The organism is Pseudomonas sp. GL-B-26 (assembly GCF_019947405.1).
GTDB lineage: Bacteria > Pseudomonadota > Gammaproteobacteria > Pseudomonadales > Pseudomonadaceae > Aquipseudomonas.
This window is the reverse complement of sequence record NZ_JAGYGJ010000031.1, coordinates 45,505-59,927: the sequence shown is the minus strand read 5'-3', so window position 1 is coordinate 59,927 and position 14,423 is coordinate 45,505. Positions and strand designations below refer to the sequence as shown.

The 14,423-nt window shown below is 57.6% G+C and carries 13 protein-coding genes and 1 tRNA gene; 13 read left to right on the top strand and 1 reads right to left on the bottom strand.

What is annotated here, in order from left to right; translation table 11 throughout:
* Positions 1 to 112 precede the first annotated feature (112 nt).
* From dnaJ to KGB23_RS19975, 6 genes are all read left to right on the top strand, one after another.
* Positions 113 to 1,237, top strand: a complete 1,125-nt coding sequence (gene dnaJ, locus KGB23_RS20000; protein WP_008149037.1) for a molecular chaperone DnaJ — start codon at positions 113 to 115, stop codon at positions 1,235 to 1,237.
* Between the two features lie 9 nt (positions 1,238 to 1,246).
* Positions 1,247 to 2,053, top strand: coding sequence for a 4-hydroxy-tetrahydrodipicolinate reductase (gene dapB, locus KGB23_RS19995; protein WP_046045783.1), 807 nt, complete (start codon positions 1,247 to 1,249; stop codon positions 2,051 to 2,053).
* Between the two features lie 259 nt (positions 2,054 to 2,312).
* Positions 2,313 to 3,449: a glutamine-hydrolyzing carbamoyl-phosphate synthase small subunit gene (gene carA, locus KGB23_RS19990; protein ID WP_223432308.1), complete on the top strand. Its 1,137-nt coding sequence runs from the start codon at positions 2,313 to 2,315 to the stop codon at positions 3,447 to 3,449.
* Positions 3,450 to 3,568: 119 nt separating this feature from the next.
* A complete protein-coding gene (carB, locus tag KGB23_RS19985) occupies positions 3,569 to 6,790 on the top strand; it encodes a carbamoyl-phosphate synthase large subunit (RefSeq protein ID WP_223432307.1) in 3,222 nt (1,073 codons plus the stop codon).
* On the top strand, positions 6,787 to 7,263 hold the full coding sequence (gene greA, locus KGB23_RS19980; RefSeq protein WP_046045786.1) for a transcription elongation factor GreA: 477 nt from the start codon (positions 6,787 to 6,789) through the stop codon (positions 7,261 to 7,263). The genes carB and greA overlap by 4 nt, the downstream gene beginning before the upstream one ends.
* Before the next feature lie 28 nt (positions 7,264 to 7,291).
* The gene (locus tag KGB23_RS19975) at positions 7,292 to 7,696 is read left to right on the top strand and encodes an MFS transporter (protein ID WP_150658736.1); all 405 of its coding nucleotides are present in this window, start codon (positions 7,292 to 7,294) and stop codon (positions 7,694 to 7,696) included.
* A gap of 9 nt (positions 7,697 to 7,705) precedes the next feature.
* Here the strand turns inward: KGB23_RS19975 and KGB23_RS19970 are convergent, their stop codons facing one another.
* The gene (locus tag KGB23_RS19970; protein ID WP_008005472.1) at positions 7,706 to 8,014 is read right to left on the bottom strand and encodes a YhbY family RNA-binding protein; all 309 of its coding nucleotides are present in this window, start codon (positions 8,012 to 8,014) and stop codon (positions 7,706 to 7,708) included.
* A 101-nt stretch (positions 8,015 to 8,115) separates the two neighbouring features.
* Between KGB23_RS19970 and rlmE the strand changes: the two genes are divergently transcribed.
* The 7 genes from rlmE to KGB23_RS19935 all read left to right on the top strand — a co-directional run bounded on the left by rlmE (position 8,116) and on the right by KGB23_RS19935 (position 14,390).
* On the top strand, positions 8,116 to 8,745 hold the full coding sequence (rlmE, locus tag KGB23_RS19965; protein ID WP_007900501.1) for a 23S rRNA (uridine(2552)-2'-O)-methyltransferase RlmE: 630 nt from the start codon (positions 8,116 to 8,118) through the stop codon (positions 8,743 to 8,745).
* Between the two features lie 202 nt (positions 8,746 to 8,947).
* Positions 8,948 to 10,858 carry an ATP-dependent zinc metalloprotease FtsH gene (gene ftsH / locus KGB23_RS19960; RefSeq protein ID WP_223432306.1) on the top strand — a complete coding sequence of 637 codons (1,911 nt, stop codon included), beginning with the start codon at positions 8,948 to 8,950 and terminating at the stop codon, positions 10,856 to 10,858.
* An 8-nt stretch (positions 10,859 to 10,866) separates the two neighbouring features.
* On the top strand, positions 10,867 to 11,718 hold the full coding sequence (gene folP / locus KGB23_RS19955) for a dihydropteroate synthase (RefSeq protein WP_223432305.1): 852 nt from the start codon (positions 10,867 to 10,869) through the stop codon (positions 11,716 to 11,718).
* Positions 11,719 to 11,734: 16 nt separating this feature from the next.
* The gene (glmM, locus tag KGB23_RS19950) at positions 11,735 to 13,072 is read left to right on the top strand and encodes a phosphoglucosamine mutase (protein ID WP_223432304.1); all 1,338 of its coding nucleotides are present in this window, start codon (positions 11,735 to 11,737) and stop codon (positions 13,070 to 13,072) included.
* A 66-nt stretch (positions 13,073 to 13,138) separates the two neighbouring features.
* Complete coding sequence (tpiA, locus tag KGB23_RS19945; protein ID WP_223432303.1) at positions 13,139 to 13,894, top strand: triose-phosphate isomerase; 756 nt, start codon at positions 13,139 to 13,141, stop codon at positions 13,892 to 13,894.
* 4 nt (positions 13,895 to 13,898) lie between these two features.
* Complete coding sequence (secG, locus tag KGB23_RS19940) at positions 13,899 to 14,282, top strand: preprotein translocase subunit SecG (RefSeq protein WP_017336473.1); 384 nt, start codon at positions 13,899 to 13,901, stop codon at positions 14,280 to 14,282.
* A gap of 22 nt (positions 14,283 to 14,304) precedes the next feature.
* Positions 14,305 to 14,390 (top strand) — tRNA-Leu (locus KGB23_RS19935).
* Positions 14,391 to 14,423: the final 33 nt, after the last annotated feature.

Sequence of the window (14,423 nt, the reverse complement as noted above, 5' to 3'; positions counted from 1 at the left end):
AGACCAGGATCGTTGAATTGACGTGAGTTGGGTCCGGGCCTGTATTGGGGCTCAACGAGTTTGGCAAGGCTCAGGAGAGGTTTGCCGAACGTCCTTAAGAGTGCAAAGACTTATGGCAAAGCGTGACTATTACGAAGTATTGGGTGTTGAGCGTGGCTCAAGCGAAGCAGACCTGAAAAAGGCCTACCGTCGCCTGGCGATGAAGCACCACCCGGACCGTAATCCCGATGACAAAGCGTCGGAAGATATGTTCAAGGAGGCCAACGAGGCCTACGAAGTGCTGTCTGATTCCAGCAAGCGCGCGGCCTACGACCAATACGGTCATGCCGGTGTCGACCCGAGCATGGGCGGCGGCGGTGCCGGGTTTGGCGGTCAGAACTTCTCCGACATCTTTGGTGATGTCTTCAGTGACTTCTTCGGCGGCGGTCGCGGCGGTTCTCGTGGCGGCGCTCAGCGCGGCAGCGACCTGCGTTACACCCTGGAACTGAATCTGGAAGAAGCGGTGCGCGGTACGACCGTGAATATCCGTGTTCCGACATTGGTCAACTGCAAGCCGTGCGACGGTTCGGGTGCCAAGAAAGGCTCCTCGCCGATCACTTGCCCAACGTGTGGCGGTATCGGTCAAGTCCGTATGCAGCAGGGCTTTTTCTCGGTACAGCAGACGTGCCCGCGCTGCCATGGCCAGGGCAAGATCATTTCCGATCCGTGCGACTCGTGCGACGGTCAAGGTCGTGTCGAAGAGTACAAGACCCTCTCGGTGAAAGTGCCGGCCGGTGTCGATACCGGTGACCGCATTCGTCTGTCCGGCGAAGGCGAGGCGGGTGCTCAGGGTGGTCCGACTGGCGACCTGTACGTGGTGATCAACGTGCGTGAGCACGCGATCTTCCAGCGCGACGGCAAGCACCTGTTCTGTGAAGTGCCAATCAGCTTTGTTGATGCTGCGCTGGGTGGCGAGCTGGAGATTCCGACCCTTGATGGTCGAGTCAAACTGAAAATCCCTGAAGGGACTCAGACCGGCAAGCAGTTCCGTGTTCGCGGCAAGGGCGTTGCGCCAGTGCGTGGCGGCGGTGCTGGTGACTTGATGTGCCGAGTGGCGGTCGAAACCCCTGTCAATCTGGGGCGTCGTCAGCGTGAACTGCTGGAAGAGTTCCGTAGCTCGCTGGCAGATGACAACAGCCATTCGCCTAAAACCACCGGTTGGTTCGAAGGCGTGAAGCGCTTCTTCGGCGATTTGTAAGGAGTCGGCATGCGACGTATAGCTGTGATGGGCGCTGCCGGGCGCATGGGCAAGATTCTGGTCGAGGCGGTGCAGCAGCGTGCGCCGCTGACCGGGCTGACGGCAGCCATCGTGCGCCCCGGTAGCACGCTGATTGGCGTGGATGCTGGTGAGCTGGCCTCGCTGGGGCGTATCGGTGTTCCACTGTCCGGCAATCTGGACGCGGTGGCTGATGAGTTCGACGTGCTGATCGATTTCACGCTCCCGGAAGTCATGCTGAAAAACCTGGCGTTCTGCCGTAAGGCGGGCAAGGCCATGGTGATCGGCACGACAGGGTTGGACGCTGCGCAGAAGCAGCTGCTGGCCGAGGCCGGCAAGGATATTCCGATCGTGTTCGCAGCCAATTTCAGTGTCGGTGTAAACCTGTCGCTGAAGCTGCTCGACATGGCTGCTCGTGTGCTGGGTGATGACGCGGATATCGAGATCATCGAGGCTCATCATCGGCACAAGATCGATGCGCCTTCAGGTACGGCTCTGCGCATGGGTGAAGTTATCGCCAATGCGTTGGATCGTGATCTGCAAAAGGTCGCGGTCTATGGTCGTGAAGGTCACACCGGTGTGCGAGAGCGTGAAACGATCGGCTTTGCCACTGTTCGCGGCGGTGATGTGGTCGGCGATCATACGGTGCTGTTCGCCTGTGAGGGTGAGCGACTGGAGATCACGCATAAAGCTTCCAGTCGCATGACTTTCGCCAAGGGCGCGGTACGTGCTGCGTTGTGGCTGGACGGTCGTGAACCGGGTCTTTATGACATGCAAGACGTACTCGACCTGCGTTAAGATGCACCCGAAACCGGGTTCCAACACAGTGTTTGGGCCCGGTTTTATTACGCCAAGCGACGTCCTGTCGCATTCCCCGGCCTTTAAGGCTCATTGGCGGTAGACCAAAAATGCCTTTTTCTGTAAGCTACAGCTTTAGTGTGTCCACTAAAAGCGCGCAGAATTATTCGGTGAAGAAGCGGGGTGACGTGTCCATACGTCACTCCGCTTTTTTACAACCTGCGATCGCCCTTTCAGGCTTTATTTACGGGAGGTCTTCTTGACTAAGCCAGCCATACTCGCCCTTGCTGATGGCAGCATTTTTCGCGGCGAAGCCATTGGAGCCGACGGTCAAACCGTTGGTGAGGTGGTGTTCAACACCGCCATGACCGGCTATCAGGAAATCCTTACCGATCCTTCCTACGCCCAACAGATTGTTACCCTGACTTACCCGCACATCGGCAACACCGGCACCACGCCGGAAGACGCCGAGTCCGACCGCGTCTGGTCCGCTGGTTTGGTCATCCGTGACCTGCCGCTGGTTGCGAGCAACTGGCGTAACACGATGTCTCTGTCCGACTACCTGAAAGCCAACAACGTTGTGGCAATCGCTGGTATCGACACTCGCCGCCTGACGCGCATCCTGCGTGAAAAAGGCGCGCAGAACGGCTGCATCATGGCCGGGGACAACATTTCCGAAGAAGCCGCCATCGCCGCTGCTCAGGGTTTTCCTGGCCTCAAAGGCATGGACCTGGCGAAAGTCGTCAGCACCAAAGAGAAGTACGAGTGGCGCTCGACTGTCTGGGATTTGAAAACCGACAGTCACGCGACCATCGAAGCCTCTGAGCTGCCGTACCACGTGGTTGCCTACGACTACGGCGTCAAGTTGAACATCCTGCGCATGCTGGTCGAGCGCGGTTGTCGCGTGACCGTGGTGCCGGCACAGATGCCAGCTGCTGAAGCGCTGGCGTTGAAGCCGGACGGCGTGTTCCTGTCCAACGGTCCTGGCGATCCGGAGCCTTGCGACTACGCGATCCAGGCGATCAAAGATGTGCTGGAAACCGAAATTCCGGTCTTCGGTATCTGCCTTGGTCACCAACTGCTGGCCCTGGCCTCCGGTGCCAAGACCCTGAAAATGGGTCACGGCCACCACGGTGCCAACCACCCGGTCCAGGATCTGGATACCGGTGTGGTGATGATCACCAGCCAGAACCACGGTTTTGCGGTAGACGATGCGACCCTGCCAGCCAACGTCCGCGCGATCCACAAATCGCTGTTCGACGGCACCCTGCAAGGTATCGAGCGTACCGACAAGAGCGCCTTCAGCTTCCAGGGTCACCCTGAAGCCAGCCCTGGCCCGAACGACGTAGCACCACTGTTTGATCGCTTCATCAACGAAATGGCCAAGCGACGCTGATCGCTCGCCTTGATGTAGCAAAGCTTGAGGGCGGTCCCGACACACGGTGGCCCCCTCAGGTCTTCAAAGATTGAACAAGACGGCTTGCCGACTGACCTGCGGATTTGAGTGACAAACCCATGCCAAAACGTACAGACATTAAAAGCATCCTGATTCTCGGCGCTGGCCCGATCGTGATCGGCCAGGCCTGCGAATTCGACTACTCCGGCGCCCAGGCCTGTAAAGCCCTGCGCGAGGAGGGTTACCGCGTCATCCTGGTGAACTCCAACCCAGCGACCATCATGACCGACCCGGACATGGCCGACGCCACCTATATCGAGCCGATCAAGTGGCAGACCGTTGCCAAGATCATCGAGAAAGAGCGTCCGGACGCGCTGCTGCCGACCATGGGTGGCCAGACCGCTCTGAACTGCGCACTGGATCTGGAGCGCGAAGGCGTTCTGGAGAAGTTCGGCGTAGAGATGATCGGCGCCAACGCTGACACCATCGACAAGGCTGAAGACCGTTCGCGCTTCGACAAGGCGATGAAATCCATCGGCCTGGACTGCCCGCGTTCGGGTATCGCCCACAGCATGGAAGAGGCCAACGTGGTCCTCGAGAAGCTTGGCTTCCCGTGCATCATCCGTCCGTCCTTCACCATGGGCGGCACCGGTGGCGGTATCGCTTACAACCGTGAAGAGTTCGAAGAAATCTGCGCCCGCGGTCTGGACTTGTCGCCGACCAAAGAGCTGCTGATCGACGAATCGCTGATCGGCTGGAAAGAGTACGAGATGGAGGTTGTCCGCGATAAGAAGGACAACTGCATCATCGTCTGCTCCATCGAAAACTTTGACCCGATGGGCGTGCACACCGGTGACTCGATCACTGTTGCTCCGGCACAAACCCTGACGGACAAGGAATACCAGATCATGCGTAACGCCTCGTTGGCGGTACTGCGTGAGATCGGCGTGGAAACCGGCGGCTCCAACGTTCAGTTTGGCATCTGCCCGGACACTGGCCGTATGGTCGTGATCGAGATGAACCCGCGTGTATCCCGCTCTTCGGCACTGGCTTCGAAAGCCACTGGTTTCCCGATTGCGCGTATCGCTGCCAAGCTGGCGATCGGCTACACCCTGGACGAACTGCAGAACGAAATCACCGGCGGTGCTACTCCGGCATCCTTCGAGCCGTCCATCGACTACGTCGTGACCAAGCTGCCACGCTTCGCCTTCGAGAAATTCCCGAAAGCCGACGCACGCCTGACCACTCAAATGAAGTCGGTGGGTGAAGTCATGGCCATCGGCCGGACTTTCCAGGAATCCCTGCAGAAAGCCCTGCGCGGTCTGGAAGTGGGCGTTTGCGGTCTGGACGAGAAGCTCGACCTGAGCAATCCGGAAAGCATGAGTATCCTCAAGCGCGAACTGACCGTGCCGGGTGCCGAGCGTATCTGGTACGTGGCTGACGCGTTCCGCGCCGGTCTGTCGGTCGAAGACATCTTCGGCATGAACATGATCGACCCGTGGTTCCTGGTGCAGATCGAAGATCTGATCAAGGAAGAAGAGAAGGTCAAGACCCTGGGTCTGGCCAGCATCGGCCGCGACGTGATGTTCCGCCTCAAGCGCAAAGGCTTCTCCGACATGCGTCTGGCCAAGCTGCTGGGCGTAACCGAGAAGGCTCTGCGTCGCCACCGTCACAAGCTTGAGATTTTCCCGGTCTACAAACGCGTTGACACCTGCGCGGCCGAGTTCGCCACCGACACCGCCTACATGTACTCGACTTACGAGGAAGAGTGCGAAGCCGCGCCATCGGGCCGCGACAAGATCATGATCCTCGGCGGCGGTCCTAACCGTATCGGCCAAGGTATCGAGTTCGACTACTGCTGCGTACACGCGGCACTGGCCCTGCGCGAAGACGGGTACGAGACCATCATGGTCAACTGCAACCCGGAAACCGTTTCCACTGACTACGACACCTCCGATCGCCTGTACTTCGAACCAGTGACCCTGGAAGACGTGCTGGAAATCGTCCGCGTCGAGAAGCCGAAAGGCGTGATCGTCCAGTACGGCGGCCAAACCCCGCTGAAACTGGCTCGTGCCCTGGAAGAAGCTGGCGTGCCGATCATCGGCACCAGCCCTGATGCCATCGACCGTGCAGAAGACCGTGAGCGCTTCCAGCAAATGGTCGAGCGCCTGAACCTGCGTCAGCCGCCAAACGCCACCGTGCGTAGCGAAGACGAAGCGATTCGTGCGGCCAGCAAGATCGGTTACCCGCTGGTGGTTCGTCCGTCCTACGTACTGGGCGGCCGTGCGATGGAAATCGTTTACGAAGAAGAAGAGCTCAAGCGCTACCTGCGTGATGCGGTGAAAGTGTCCAACGACAGCCCGGTGCTGCTCGACCACTTCCTCAACTGCGCCATCGAAATGGACGTGGATGCAGTCTGCGACGGTACCGACGTGGTAATCGGCGCGATCATGCAGCACATCGAACAGGCTGGCGTTCACTCCGGTGACTCCGCGTGCTCCCTGCCGCCGTACTCGCTGCCTGCTCACATCCAGGACGAGATGCGCGAACAGGTCAAGAAAATGGCCCTGGAACTGGGCGTTGTCGGCCTGATGAACGTCCAGTTGGCGCTGCAAGGCGAAGACATCTACGTCATCGAAGTCAACCCGCGCGCTTCCCGTACCGTACCGTTCGTGTCGAAGTGCATCGGTGTTTCCCTGGCAATGATCGCGGCTCGCGTGATGGCCGGTAAAACCCTGAAGGAAATCGGTTTCACCAAAGAAATCATTCCGAACTTCTACAGTGTGAAAGAGGCGGTGTTCCCATTCGCCAAATTCCCTGGCGTGGACCCGATCCTGGGCCCAGAGATGAAGTCCACTGGTGAAGTGATGGGCGTGGGCGACACTTTCGGTGAAGCGTTTGCCAAAGCCCAAATGGGCGCCAGCGAAGTGCTGCCTACCGGCGGTACCGCATTCATCAGCGTGCGTGATGACGACAAACCACTGGTTGCAGGCGTGGCCCGTGATCTGATCAACTTGGGCTTCGAAGTGGTCGCCACTGCCGGTACTGCCAAGCTGATCGAAGCCGCAGGCCTGAAAGTGCGTCGTGTGAACAAGGTGACCGAGGGTCGTCCACACGTGGTCGACATGATCAAGAATGACGAAGTCACCCTGATCATCAACACCACCGAAGGTCGTCAATCGATCGCTGATTCGTACTCCATTCGTCGTAATGCCTTGCAGCACAAGATTTACTGCACCACTACCATTGCTGCTGGCGAAGCTATCTGCGAAGCGCTGAAGTTCGGTCCCGAGAAGACCGTGCGCCGCTTGCAGGATCTACACGCAGGATTGAAGGCATGATCAAATACCCAATGACCGTCAAGGGCGCTAAAGCCCTGGAAGAAGAACACGCTCACCTGACCAAGGTCGTCCGTCCGAAGCTCAGTCAGGACATCGGTACGGCCCGTGAGTTGGGAGACTTGAAAGAAAACGCTGAATACCACGCTGCTCGCGAGCAGCAAGGTATGGTCGAGGCGCGGATCCGCGACATCGAAGGCCGCATGCAAAACGCGGTGATCATTGATGTCACGACCATTCCTCACACCGGCAAAGTGATCTTCGGCACCACCGTTGAAATCGCCAACGTCGAGACAGATGAAAGCGTCACTTACCACATCGTTGGTGAGGATGAGGCTGACTTCAAGCTCGGCAAGATTTCGGTCGGCTCGCCATTGGCCCGCGCCTTGATTGCCAAGGAAGAGGGTGATGTGGTTGCCGTGAAAACGCCTGGCGGCGTTATCGAGTATGAGATTGTCGAAGTTCGCCACATCTAAGCGCAGGCGCCCGCTACGTGCGGGCGCCATGCTTTGGCAATTGACTCAGATGTTGTGGGTTGGTGGTCTGTGGCTGTTGCACATCGGTCTGCTGCCGGTGCTGGGCAAAATTGGCCTGGCACCGCTGCTGATCGACGAAATCGCAGGCATGCTTGATGCGCTGATGGTGGGGTTCGCCGCAGCGTGTGTGATTTTTCAGGCTTTGGTGCTGGTTCAGGCCGAGGGCCTTGCCAGTCTATGGCGCGATATTCGCGGTCAACTGCTGATGACGGCGCTGTATGCGTGTGCGATGTATGTCGCGGTGCGTATCGGCTGGCCGGATGCCGTGCGTTGGCAGGTGTTCAGCTATCTTGTTCTGGGCTTTTCCGGGCTGGTGCTGGTGTTGCAACCGGTGCCTGGGTGGAGTGGCAGGGTGCGCGAAGCACACCCTTGACCCTTGTCATCACTTGAAGCGATGGACGTTCGACAGCTGCTTGTTGACGCTGAAGTTCTTGCGGTAAATCAATGCCATCTTGCCGATGACCTGAACCAGGTCCGCTTTGCCGACCTTGCACAGTTCTGCAATGTTCGCCAGGCGCGACTCGCGATCGAGGATGTTGAGCTTGATTTTAATCAGCTCGTGATCCGCCAAAGCGCGTTCAAGTTCGGCTAACACACCTTCAGTCAAACCGTTGTCAGCCACAGTCAAAACTGGTTTCAGATGGTGGCCAATGGATTTGTACTGTTTCTTCTGCTCTTGAGTGAGCGGCATAATCTGACCCTTTAGTCTGGATTCTGTAAAATGGCGGCCATTTTACCCGAGGGTTCGTGGATCCGCCCAATTAATCACGACCCTTATCATCGAGGTGCCCAATGGCGCGTTCCAAGACAAGCCTTGGTTGGCTGAAAAGACATGTCAATGATCCATATGTGAAACAGGCGCAGAAGGATGGTTACCGCTCGCGTGCGAGTTACAAGCTTCTGGAGGTCCAGGAGAAATACAAGCTGATCCGTCCGGGTATGAGCGTTGTCGACCTGGGTGCGGCGCCCGGCGGCTGGTCGCAGGTCACTAGTCGGCTGATCGGTGGTCAGGGGCGTCTGATCGCCTCGGACATCCTGGAAATGGACAGCATTCCGGACGTGACTTTCATCCAGGGTGACTTCACCCAGGACGAAGTGCTCGCTCAGATCCTTGAAGCCGTGGGTAATTCGCAGGTGGACCTTGTGATTTCCGATATGGCCCCCAATATGAGTGGTACGCCTGAGGTGGACATGCCAAAAGCCATGTTTCTATGTGAGCTGGCTCTTGATCTGGCGGCTCGGATACTCAAGCCGGGTGGTAATTTCGTGATCAAGGTGTTTCAGGGCGAAGGGTTTGATGCTTACGTGAAGGACGCTCGTCAGAAATTCGACAAGGTCCAGATGATCAAGCCGGACTCTTCCCGTGGCAGTTCTCGCGAGCAATACATGCTGGCTTGGGGCTACCGCGGCCGTAGTGAGTAAATCGAGGTTTTTTTGCGGGTCGATAGGTTTTTCGTATTTCGCCCCGTGAGCATTAGCGAATATTGTGTAGAAAGTGTTTCACAAAGGGTTACAGACGGCGCCTGCCAGAGCCGTAGGTAATGTAGTAAGTTAGGCCGGTGAATATCATGCGAAGCGCGCGCCATTAGCGGAGCTTGCTTCAGAGGGTAGTTAATTGAACGATATGGCAAAGAATCTGATCCTGTGGTTGATCATCGCGGCTGTCCTGGTGACAGTGATGAACAACTTCTCCAGCCCTAACGAGCCGCAGACCCTCAACTATTCCGACTTCATCCAGCAGGTCAAGGATGGAAAGGTCGAGCGCGTAGCGGTTGACGGCTACGTGATTACCGGCAAACGCAACGATGGCGACAGCTTCAAGACCATTCGTCCGGCAATCCAGGACAACGGTCTGATCGGCGACCTCGTGGACAACCATGTCGTAGTTGAAGGCAAGCAGCCTGAACAGCAAAGCATCTGGACTCAGCTCCTGGTTGCAAGCTTCCCGATCCTGGTGATCATCGCCGTGTTCATGTTCTTCATGCGGCAGATGCAGGGCGGCGCTGGTGGCAAGGGCGGGCCAATGAGCTTCGGCAAGAGCAAGGCGCGCCTGCTCTCCGAGGATCAGGTGAAAACCACCTTGGGTGACGTTGCCGGTTGTGACGAAGCCAAGGAGGAGGTCGGCGAGTTGGTCGAGTTCCTGCGTGATCCGGGCAAGTTCCAGCGTCTGGGCGGCCGTATTCCACGCGGCGTGCTGATGGTGGGGCCTCCAGGTACCGGTAAAACATTGCTGGCCAAAGCGATTGCCGGCGAAGCAAAAGTACCGTTCTTCACCATTTCCGGTTCCGATTTTGTCGAAATGTTCGTCGGTGTCGGTGCCAGCCGTGTTCGTGACATGTTCGAGCAGGCCAAGAAGCACGCGCCATGCATCATCTTCATCGATGAAATCGACGCCGTCGGTCGCCACCGTGGTGCCGGTATGGGCGGCGGTCATGACGAGCGCGAGCAAACTCTCAACCAGTTGCTGGTAGAGATGGACGGCTTCGAAATGAACGACGGCATCATCGTCATCGCTGCAACCAACCGTCCGGACGTACTGGACCCTGCGTTGCTGCGTCCGGGCCGTTTCGACCGTCAGGTTGTCGTCGGTCTGCCGGATATCCGTGGTCGCGAGCAGATTCTCAAGGTTCACATGCGAAAAGTGCCAATGGGTGACGACGTCGCTCCGGCTGTGATCGCTCGTGGTACCCCTGGTTTCTCCGGTGCCGACCTGGCTAACCTGGTGAACGAAGCGTCGTTGTTCGCGGCCCGTGCCGGCAAGCGCATCGTCGAAATGAAAGAGTTCGAATTGGCCAAAGACAAGATCATGATGGGCGCCGAGCGCAAATCCATGGTCATGTCCGAGAAAGAGAAGCAGAACACCGCTTACCACGAAGCAGGGCACGCTATTGTCGGGCGCGTCGTACCTGAGCATGATCCGGTCTACAAGGTGTCGATCATTCCGCGCGGTCGTGCGCTGGGTGTGACCATGTTCCTGCCGGAAGAAGATCGCTACAGCCTGTCCAAGCGTGCATTGATCAGTCAGATCTGCTCGTTGTACGGCGGCCGTATTGCTGAAGAAATGACCTTGGGCTTCGACGGCGTCACCACCGGTGCGTCAAACGACATCATGCGTGCCAGCCAGATCGCACGGAACATGGTAACCAAGTGGGGCTTGTCGGAAAAACTCGGTCCGTTGATGTACGCAGAAGAAGAGGGCGAAGTGTTCCTCGGTCGCGGCGGCGGTGGTCAGGGTGCAAGCTTCTCCGGCGAGACAGCCAAGTTGATCGACTCCGAAGTGCGCAGCATCATTGACCAGTGCTACGGCACGGCCAAGCAGATCCTCACCGATAACCGTGACAAGCTCGACGCCATGGCTGATGCCTTGATGAAGTACGAAACGATCGACGCTGATCAGATCGACGACATCATGGCAGGTCGTACGCCTCGTGAACCTCGCGACTGGTCAGGCGGCACCGGTACCTCCGGAACTCCTCCGGTGGCACAGGATACGCGTCCGGAAACACCGATCGGCGGTCCGGCTGCTGACGTTTAAGGTTTGAAATGACTTCTGTTCAGTCCTCGACCCGGTTGCCTTGCGGCAATCGGGTTCTTGATTTAGCCCTGACGCACGTCATGGGTATTCTCAATGTCACTCCCGATTCCTTCTCTGATGGCGGCCAATATAGCCAGCTCGATGCGGCCTTGCGCCACGCTGAGGCTATGGTGTCGGCCGGCGCGACGTTGATCGATGTCGGTGGCGAATCGACCCGGCCGGGTGCCAGGGTGGTTTCACCGCTGGAAGAGCTTGAGCGCGTAGCTCCGGTCGTCGAGCGAATACACCGCGAGCTGGATGTAATTATCTCGGTCGACACTTCCACGCCAGCTGTAATGCGCGAAGCCGCACGACTTGGTGCGGGGTTGATCAATGACGTGCGTTCGTTGCGGCGCGATGGTGCTCTGGATGCGGCCGCAGCCACTGGTCTGCCGGTCTGTCTGATGCATATGCTCGGTGAGCCGGGCGACATGCAGGACAATCCGCAGTATCGGGACGTCACGAAAGAGGTGGGCGAGTTTCTCGCCGAGCGCATGGCTCAGTGTGCGTCGGTAGGCATTACAGCGGACCGGATCATCCTTGATCCGGGCTTTGGCTTCGCAAAAACCTTGCAGCACAATCTAAGCTTGTTCAAACATATGGAGGCCCTGCAAGCCTTGGGGCGGCCCCTGTTGGTCGGGGTTTCGCGAAAGAGCATGATAGGTCAGGCATTGAATCGTCCGGTTGGTGAGCGTCTGTATGGTGGTCTGGCGCTTGCAGCGCTGGCTTCGGTCAAGGGCGCGCGTATATTGCGCGTCCATGATGTGGCCGAAACCGTCGATGTGGTGCGGATGATCGCAGCAGTGGAATCAGCCGAATAAGAATGATGGAGTACTTATGACTAAGAAATACTTTGGCACCGACGGCATTCGTGGTCGGGTCGGCGAATATCCGATTACTCCTGACTTCATGCTCAAGCTCGGTTGGGCTGCTGGTATGGCGTTCCGCAAAATGGGCGCCTGCAAGGTATTGGTGGGCAAGGACACTCGGATCTCCGGCTATATGTTCGAATCGGCGCTGGAGGCCGGACTTACGTCGGCAGGTGCCGATGTCATGCTCCTGGGCCCTATGCCGACACCGGCCATCGCCTACCTGACTCGTACCTTCCAGGCCGAAGCGGGCATCGTGATCAGTGCCTCGCACAACCCTCACGATGACAATGGCATCAAGTTTTTCTCCGGGAAGGGCACCAAGCTTCCTGATGAGGTCGAGCATATGATCGAAGAATTGCTCGACACCCCGATGACTGTGGTTGAGTCGAGCAGGATCGGAAAGGTATCGCGCATCAACGATGCTTCAGGCCGCTATATCGAATTCTGCAAAAGCAGCGTCCCGACCGGCACCAGCTTCGCGGGCCTGAAAATCGTGATCGACTGCGCTCACGGTGCGACCTACAAGGTGGCACCTAGTGTATTCCGTGAGCTGGGAGCCGATGTCGTTGTGCTTTCTGCTCATCCTAACGGCCTGAACATCAATGAAAATTGCGGCTCGACCCATATGGAGCCGCTCCAAGCTGCCGTATTGGCCGAGCATGCTGATTTGGGTATCGCCTTTGATGGTGATGGTGATCGGGTTCAGATGGTTGATCATACCGGTGCTGTCGTCGACGGTGATGAGTTGCTGTTTATCATTGCTCGCGACCTGCATGAGCAGGGTAAGTTGCAGGGCGGTGTGGTCGGTACGCTGATGAGTAACCTGGGGTTGGAATTGGCCCTGGCGGATCTGGCAATTCCTTTTGTGCGGGCTAATGTTGGCGACCGTTACGTAATCTCCGAGTTGCTGGAGCGCAATTGGCAGGTGGGTGGTGAAAATTCGGGGCACATTGTCTGCTTCGACCACACCACCACCGGTGACGCGATCATTGCCGCATTGCAGGTATTGATGGCGCTGAAGACCCGCTCCGAGGGGCTGGCGCAATCGCGTCAGGCGCTACGCAAGTGCCCTCAGGTGCTGATCAATGTGCGATTCGGCGGTGGTGCGAGCCCTCTTGATCATCCGTCCGTCAAGGAGGCAAGCGAGCGTGTTACCAAGGCTATGGCTGGTCGTGGGCGTGTGCTGTTGCGCAAGTCCGGGACGGAGCCGCTGGTGCGGGTCATGGTCGAAGGCGAGGACGAAACACAGGTTCGCGGCTACGCCGAAGAGCTGGCAAATCTGGTTACTGAAGTTTCTGCCTGATTTTGGCTTGCCAGCCATGATTGTGTTGGGTAACATCTGCGCCCACTTTGACCGACGAGGTACAGCATGCGTCGCCCTATGGTAGCTGGTAACTGGAAGATGCACGGTACCCGCGCCAGCGTCGCTGAGCTGATCAATGGCCTTCGTCATCTGGCCTTGCCGAGCGATGTTGATGTAGCGGTATTCCCGCCTTGCTTGCATATCAATCAAGTGATTGATGGCCTGGAAGGAAAGTCGATTTCGGTCGGCGCGCAGAACTCTGCGGTGGAATCCATGCAAGGTGCATTGACTGGTGAGATTGCGCCGAGTCAGTTGGTGGATGCAGGTTGTTCCTTGGTGCTTGTCGGGCACTCCGAGCGCCGCCAGATAATGGGCGAGCAGGACGGAATGCTGATTCGCAAGTTCGCAGCGGCACAGGCATGTGGCTTGATTCCAGTGTTGTGCATAGGGGAAACCCTTGAAGAGCGCGAAGCTGGAAAAACTCTTGAGGTTGTCGGGCGTCAGCTAGGCAGTATCATAGAGGAGCTGGGTGTTGGTGCCTTTGCAAAGGCGGTAATTGCTTACGAGCCGGTCTGGGCCATTGGTACCGGGCTGACTGCTTCGCCGCAACAGGCGCAGGATGTGCATGCAGCCATTCGCGCTCAGTTGGCGGCAGAGAATTCTGAGGTCGCACAAGGTGTGCGGCTTCTATACGGCGGCAGCGTGAAGGCGGCCAATGCGGTCGAACTGTTCGGCATGCCGGATATCGATGGGGGGCTCATTGGTGGGGCTTCCCTGAATGCAGATGAGTTCGGTGCGATTTGTCGCGCCGCGGGAAACTGAAAAAATGCTGGAAACAGTCGTAGTCGTTTTTCATCTGCTGGGTGCATTGGGCGTAGTTGCTCTGGTTTTGCTGCAGCAGGGTAAAGGTGCGGATGCTGGCGCGTCTTTCGGAGCAGGTGCTTCAAATACTGTGTTCGGAAGCCAAGGTTCCTCTACCTTTCTTAGTAAGTTTACTGCTATACTTGCCGCCGGTTTCTTCATAACCAGCTTGGGGTTAGGTTACTTTGCTAAAGAGAAGGCTCACCAGCTGACTCAAGTAGGCTTGCCAAATCCAGCAGTGTTGGAAGTTCCAAAGCAACAACCGGCTTCTGATGATGTACCGGTGCTTCAAGAGCAAAAGTCGGCTACTCCAGCGACGGACGTGCCTCCAGCTCAAGAGCAAAAGTAAGAAGGGTTTCAAACGTAGTATTGCCGAGGTGGTGGAATTGGTAGACACGCAACCTTGAGGTGGTTGTGCCCATAGGGTGTAGGGGTTCGAGTCCCCTTCTCGGTACCAATTATCAGGAGAGCCCGCTGTTGCGGGCTTTCT

Bases quoted from the DNA above. Each gene is read 5' to 3' on its own strand.
- ftsH (WP_223432306.1), top strand. From the start codon at position 8,948: ATGGCAAAGAATCTGATCCTGTGGTTGATCATCGCGGCTGTCCTGGTG.
- carB (WP_223432307.1), top strand. From the start codon at position 3,569: ATGCCAAAACGTACAGACATTAAAAGCATCCTGATTCTCGGCGCTGGC.
- secG (WP_017336473.1), top strand. From the start codon at position 13,899: ATGCTGGAAACAGTCGTAGTCGTTTTTCATCTGCTGGGTGCATTGGGC.
- rlmE (WP_007900501.1), top strand. From the start codon at position 8,116: ATGGCGCGTTCCAAGACAAGCCTTGGTTGGCTGAAAAGACATGTCAAT.
- tpiA (WP_223432303.1), top strand. From the start codon at position 13,139: ATGCGTCGCCCTATGGTAGCTGGTAACTGGAAGATGCACGGTACCCGC.
- KGB23_RS19970 (WP_008005472.1), bottom strand. From the start codon at position 8,014: ATGCCGCTCACTCAAGAGCAGAAGAAACAGTACAAATCCATTGGCCAC.
- dnaJ (WP_008149037.1), top strand. From the start codon at position 113: ATGGCAAAGCGTGACTATTACGAAGTATTGGGTGTTGAGCGTGGCTCA.
- dapB (WP_046045783.1), top strand. From the start codon at position 1,247: ATGCGACGTATAGCTGTGATGGGCGCTGCCGGGCGCATGGGCAAGATT.
- greA (WP_046045786.1), top strand. From the start codon at position 6,787: ATGATCAAATACCCAATGACCGTCAAGGGCGCTAAAGCCCTGGAAGAA.
- KGB23_RS19975 (WP_150658736.1), top strand. From the start codon at position 7,292: ATGCTTTGGCAATTGACTCAGATGTTGTGGGTTGGTGGTCTGTGGCTG.
- folP (WP_223432305.1), top strand. From the start codon at position 10,867: ATGACTTCTGTTCAGTCCTCGACCCGGTTGCCTTGCGGCAATCGGGTT.
- glmM (WP_223432304.1), top strand. From the start codon at position 11,735: ATGACTAAGAAATACTTTGGCACCGACGGCATTCGTGGTCGGGTCGGC.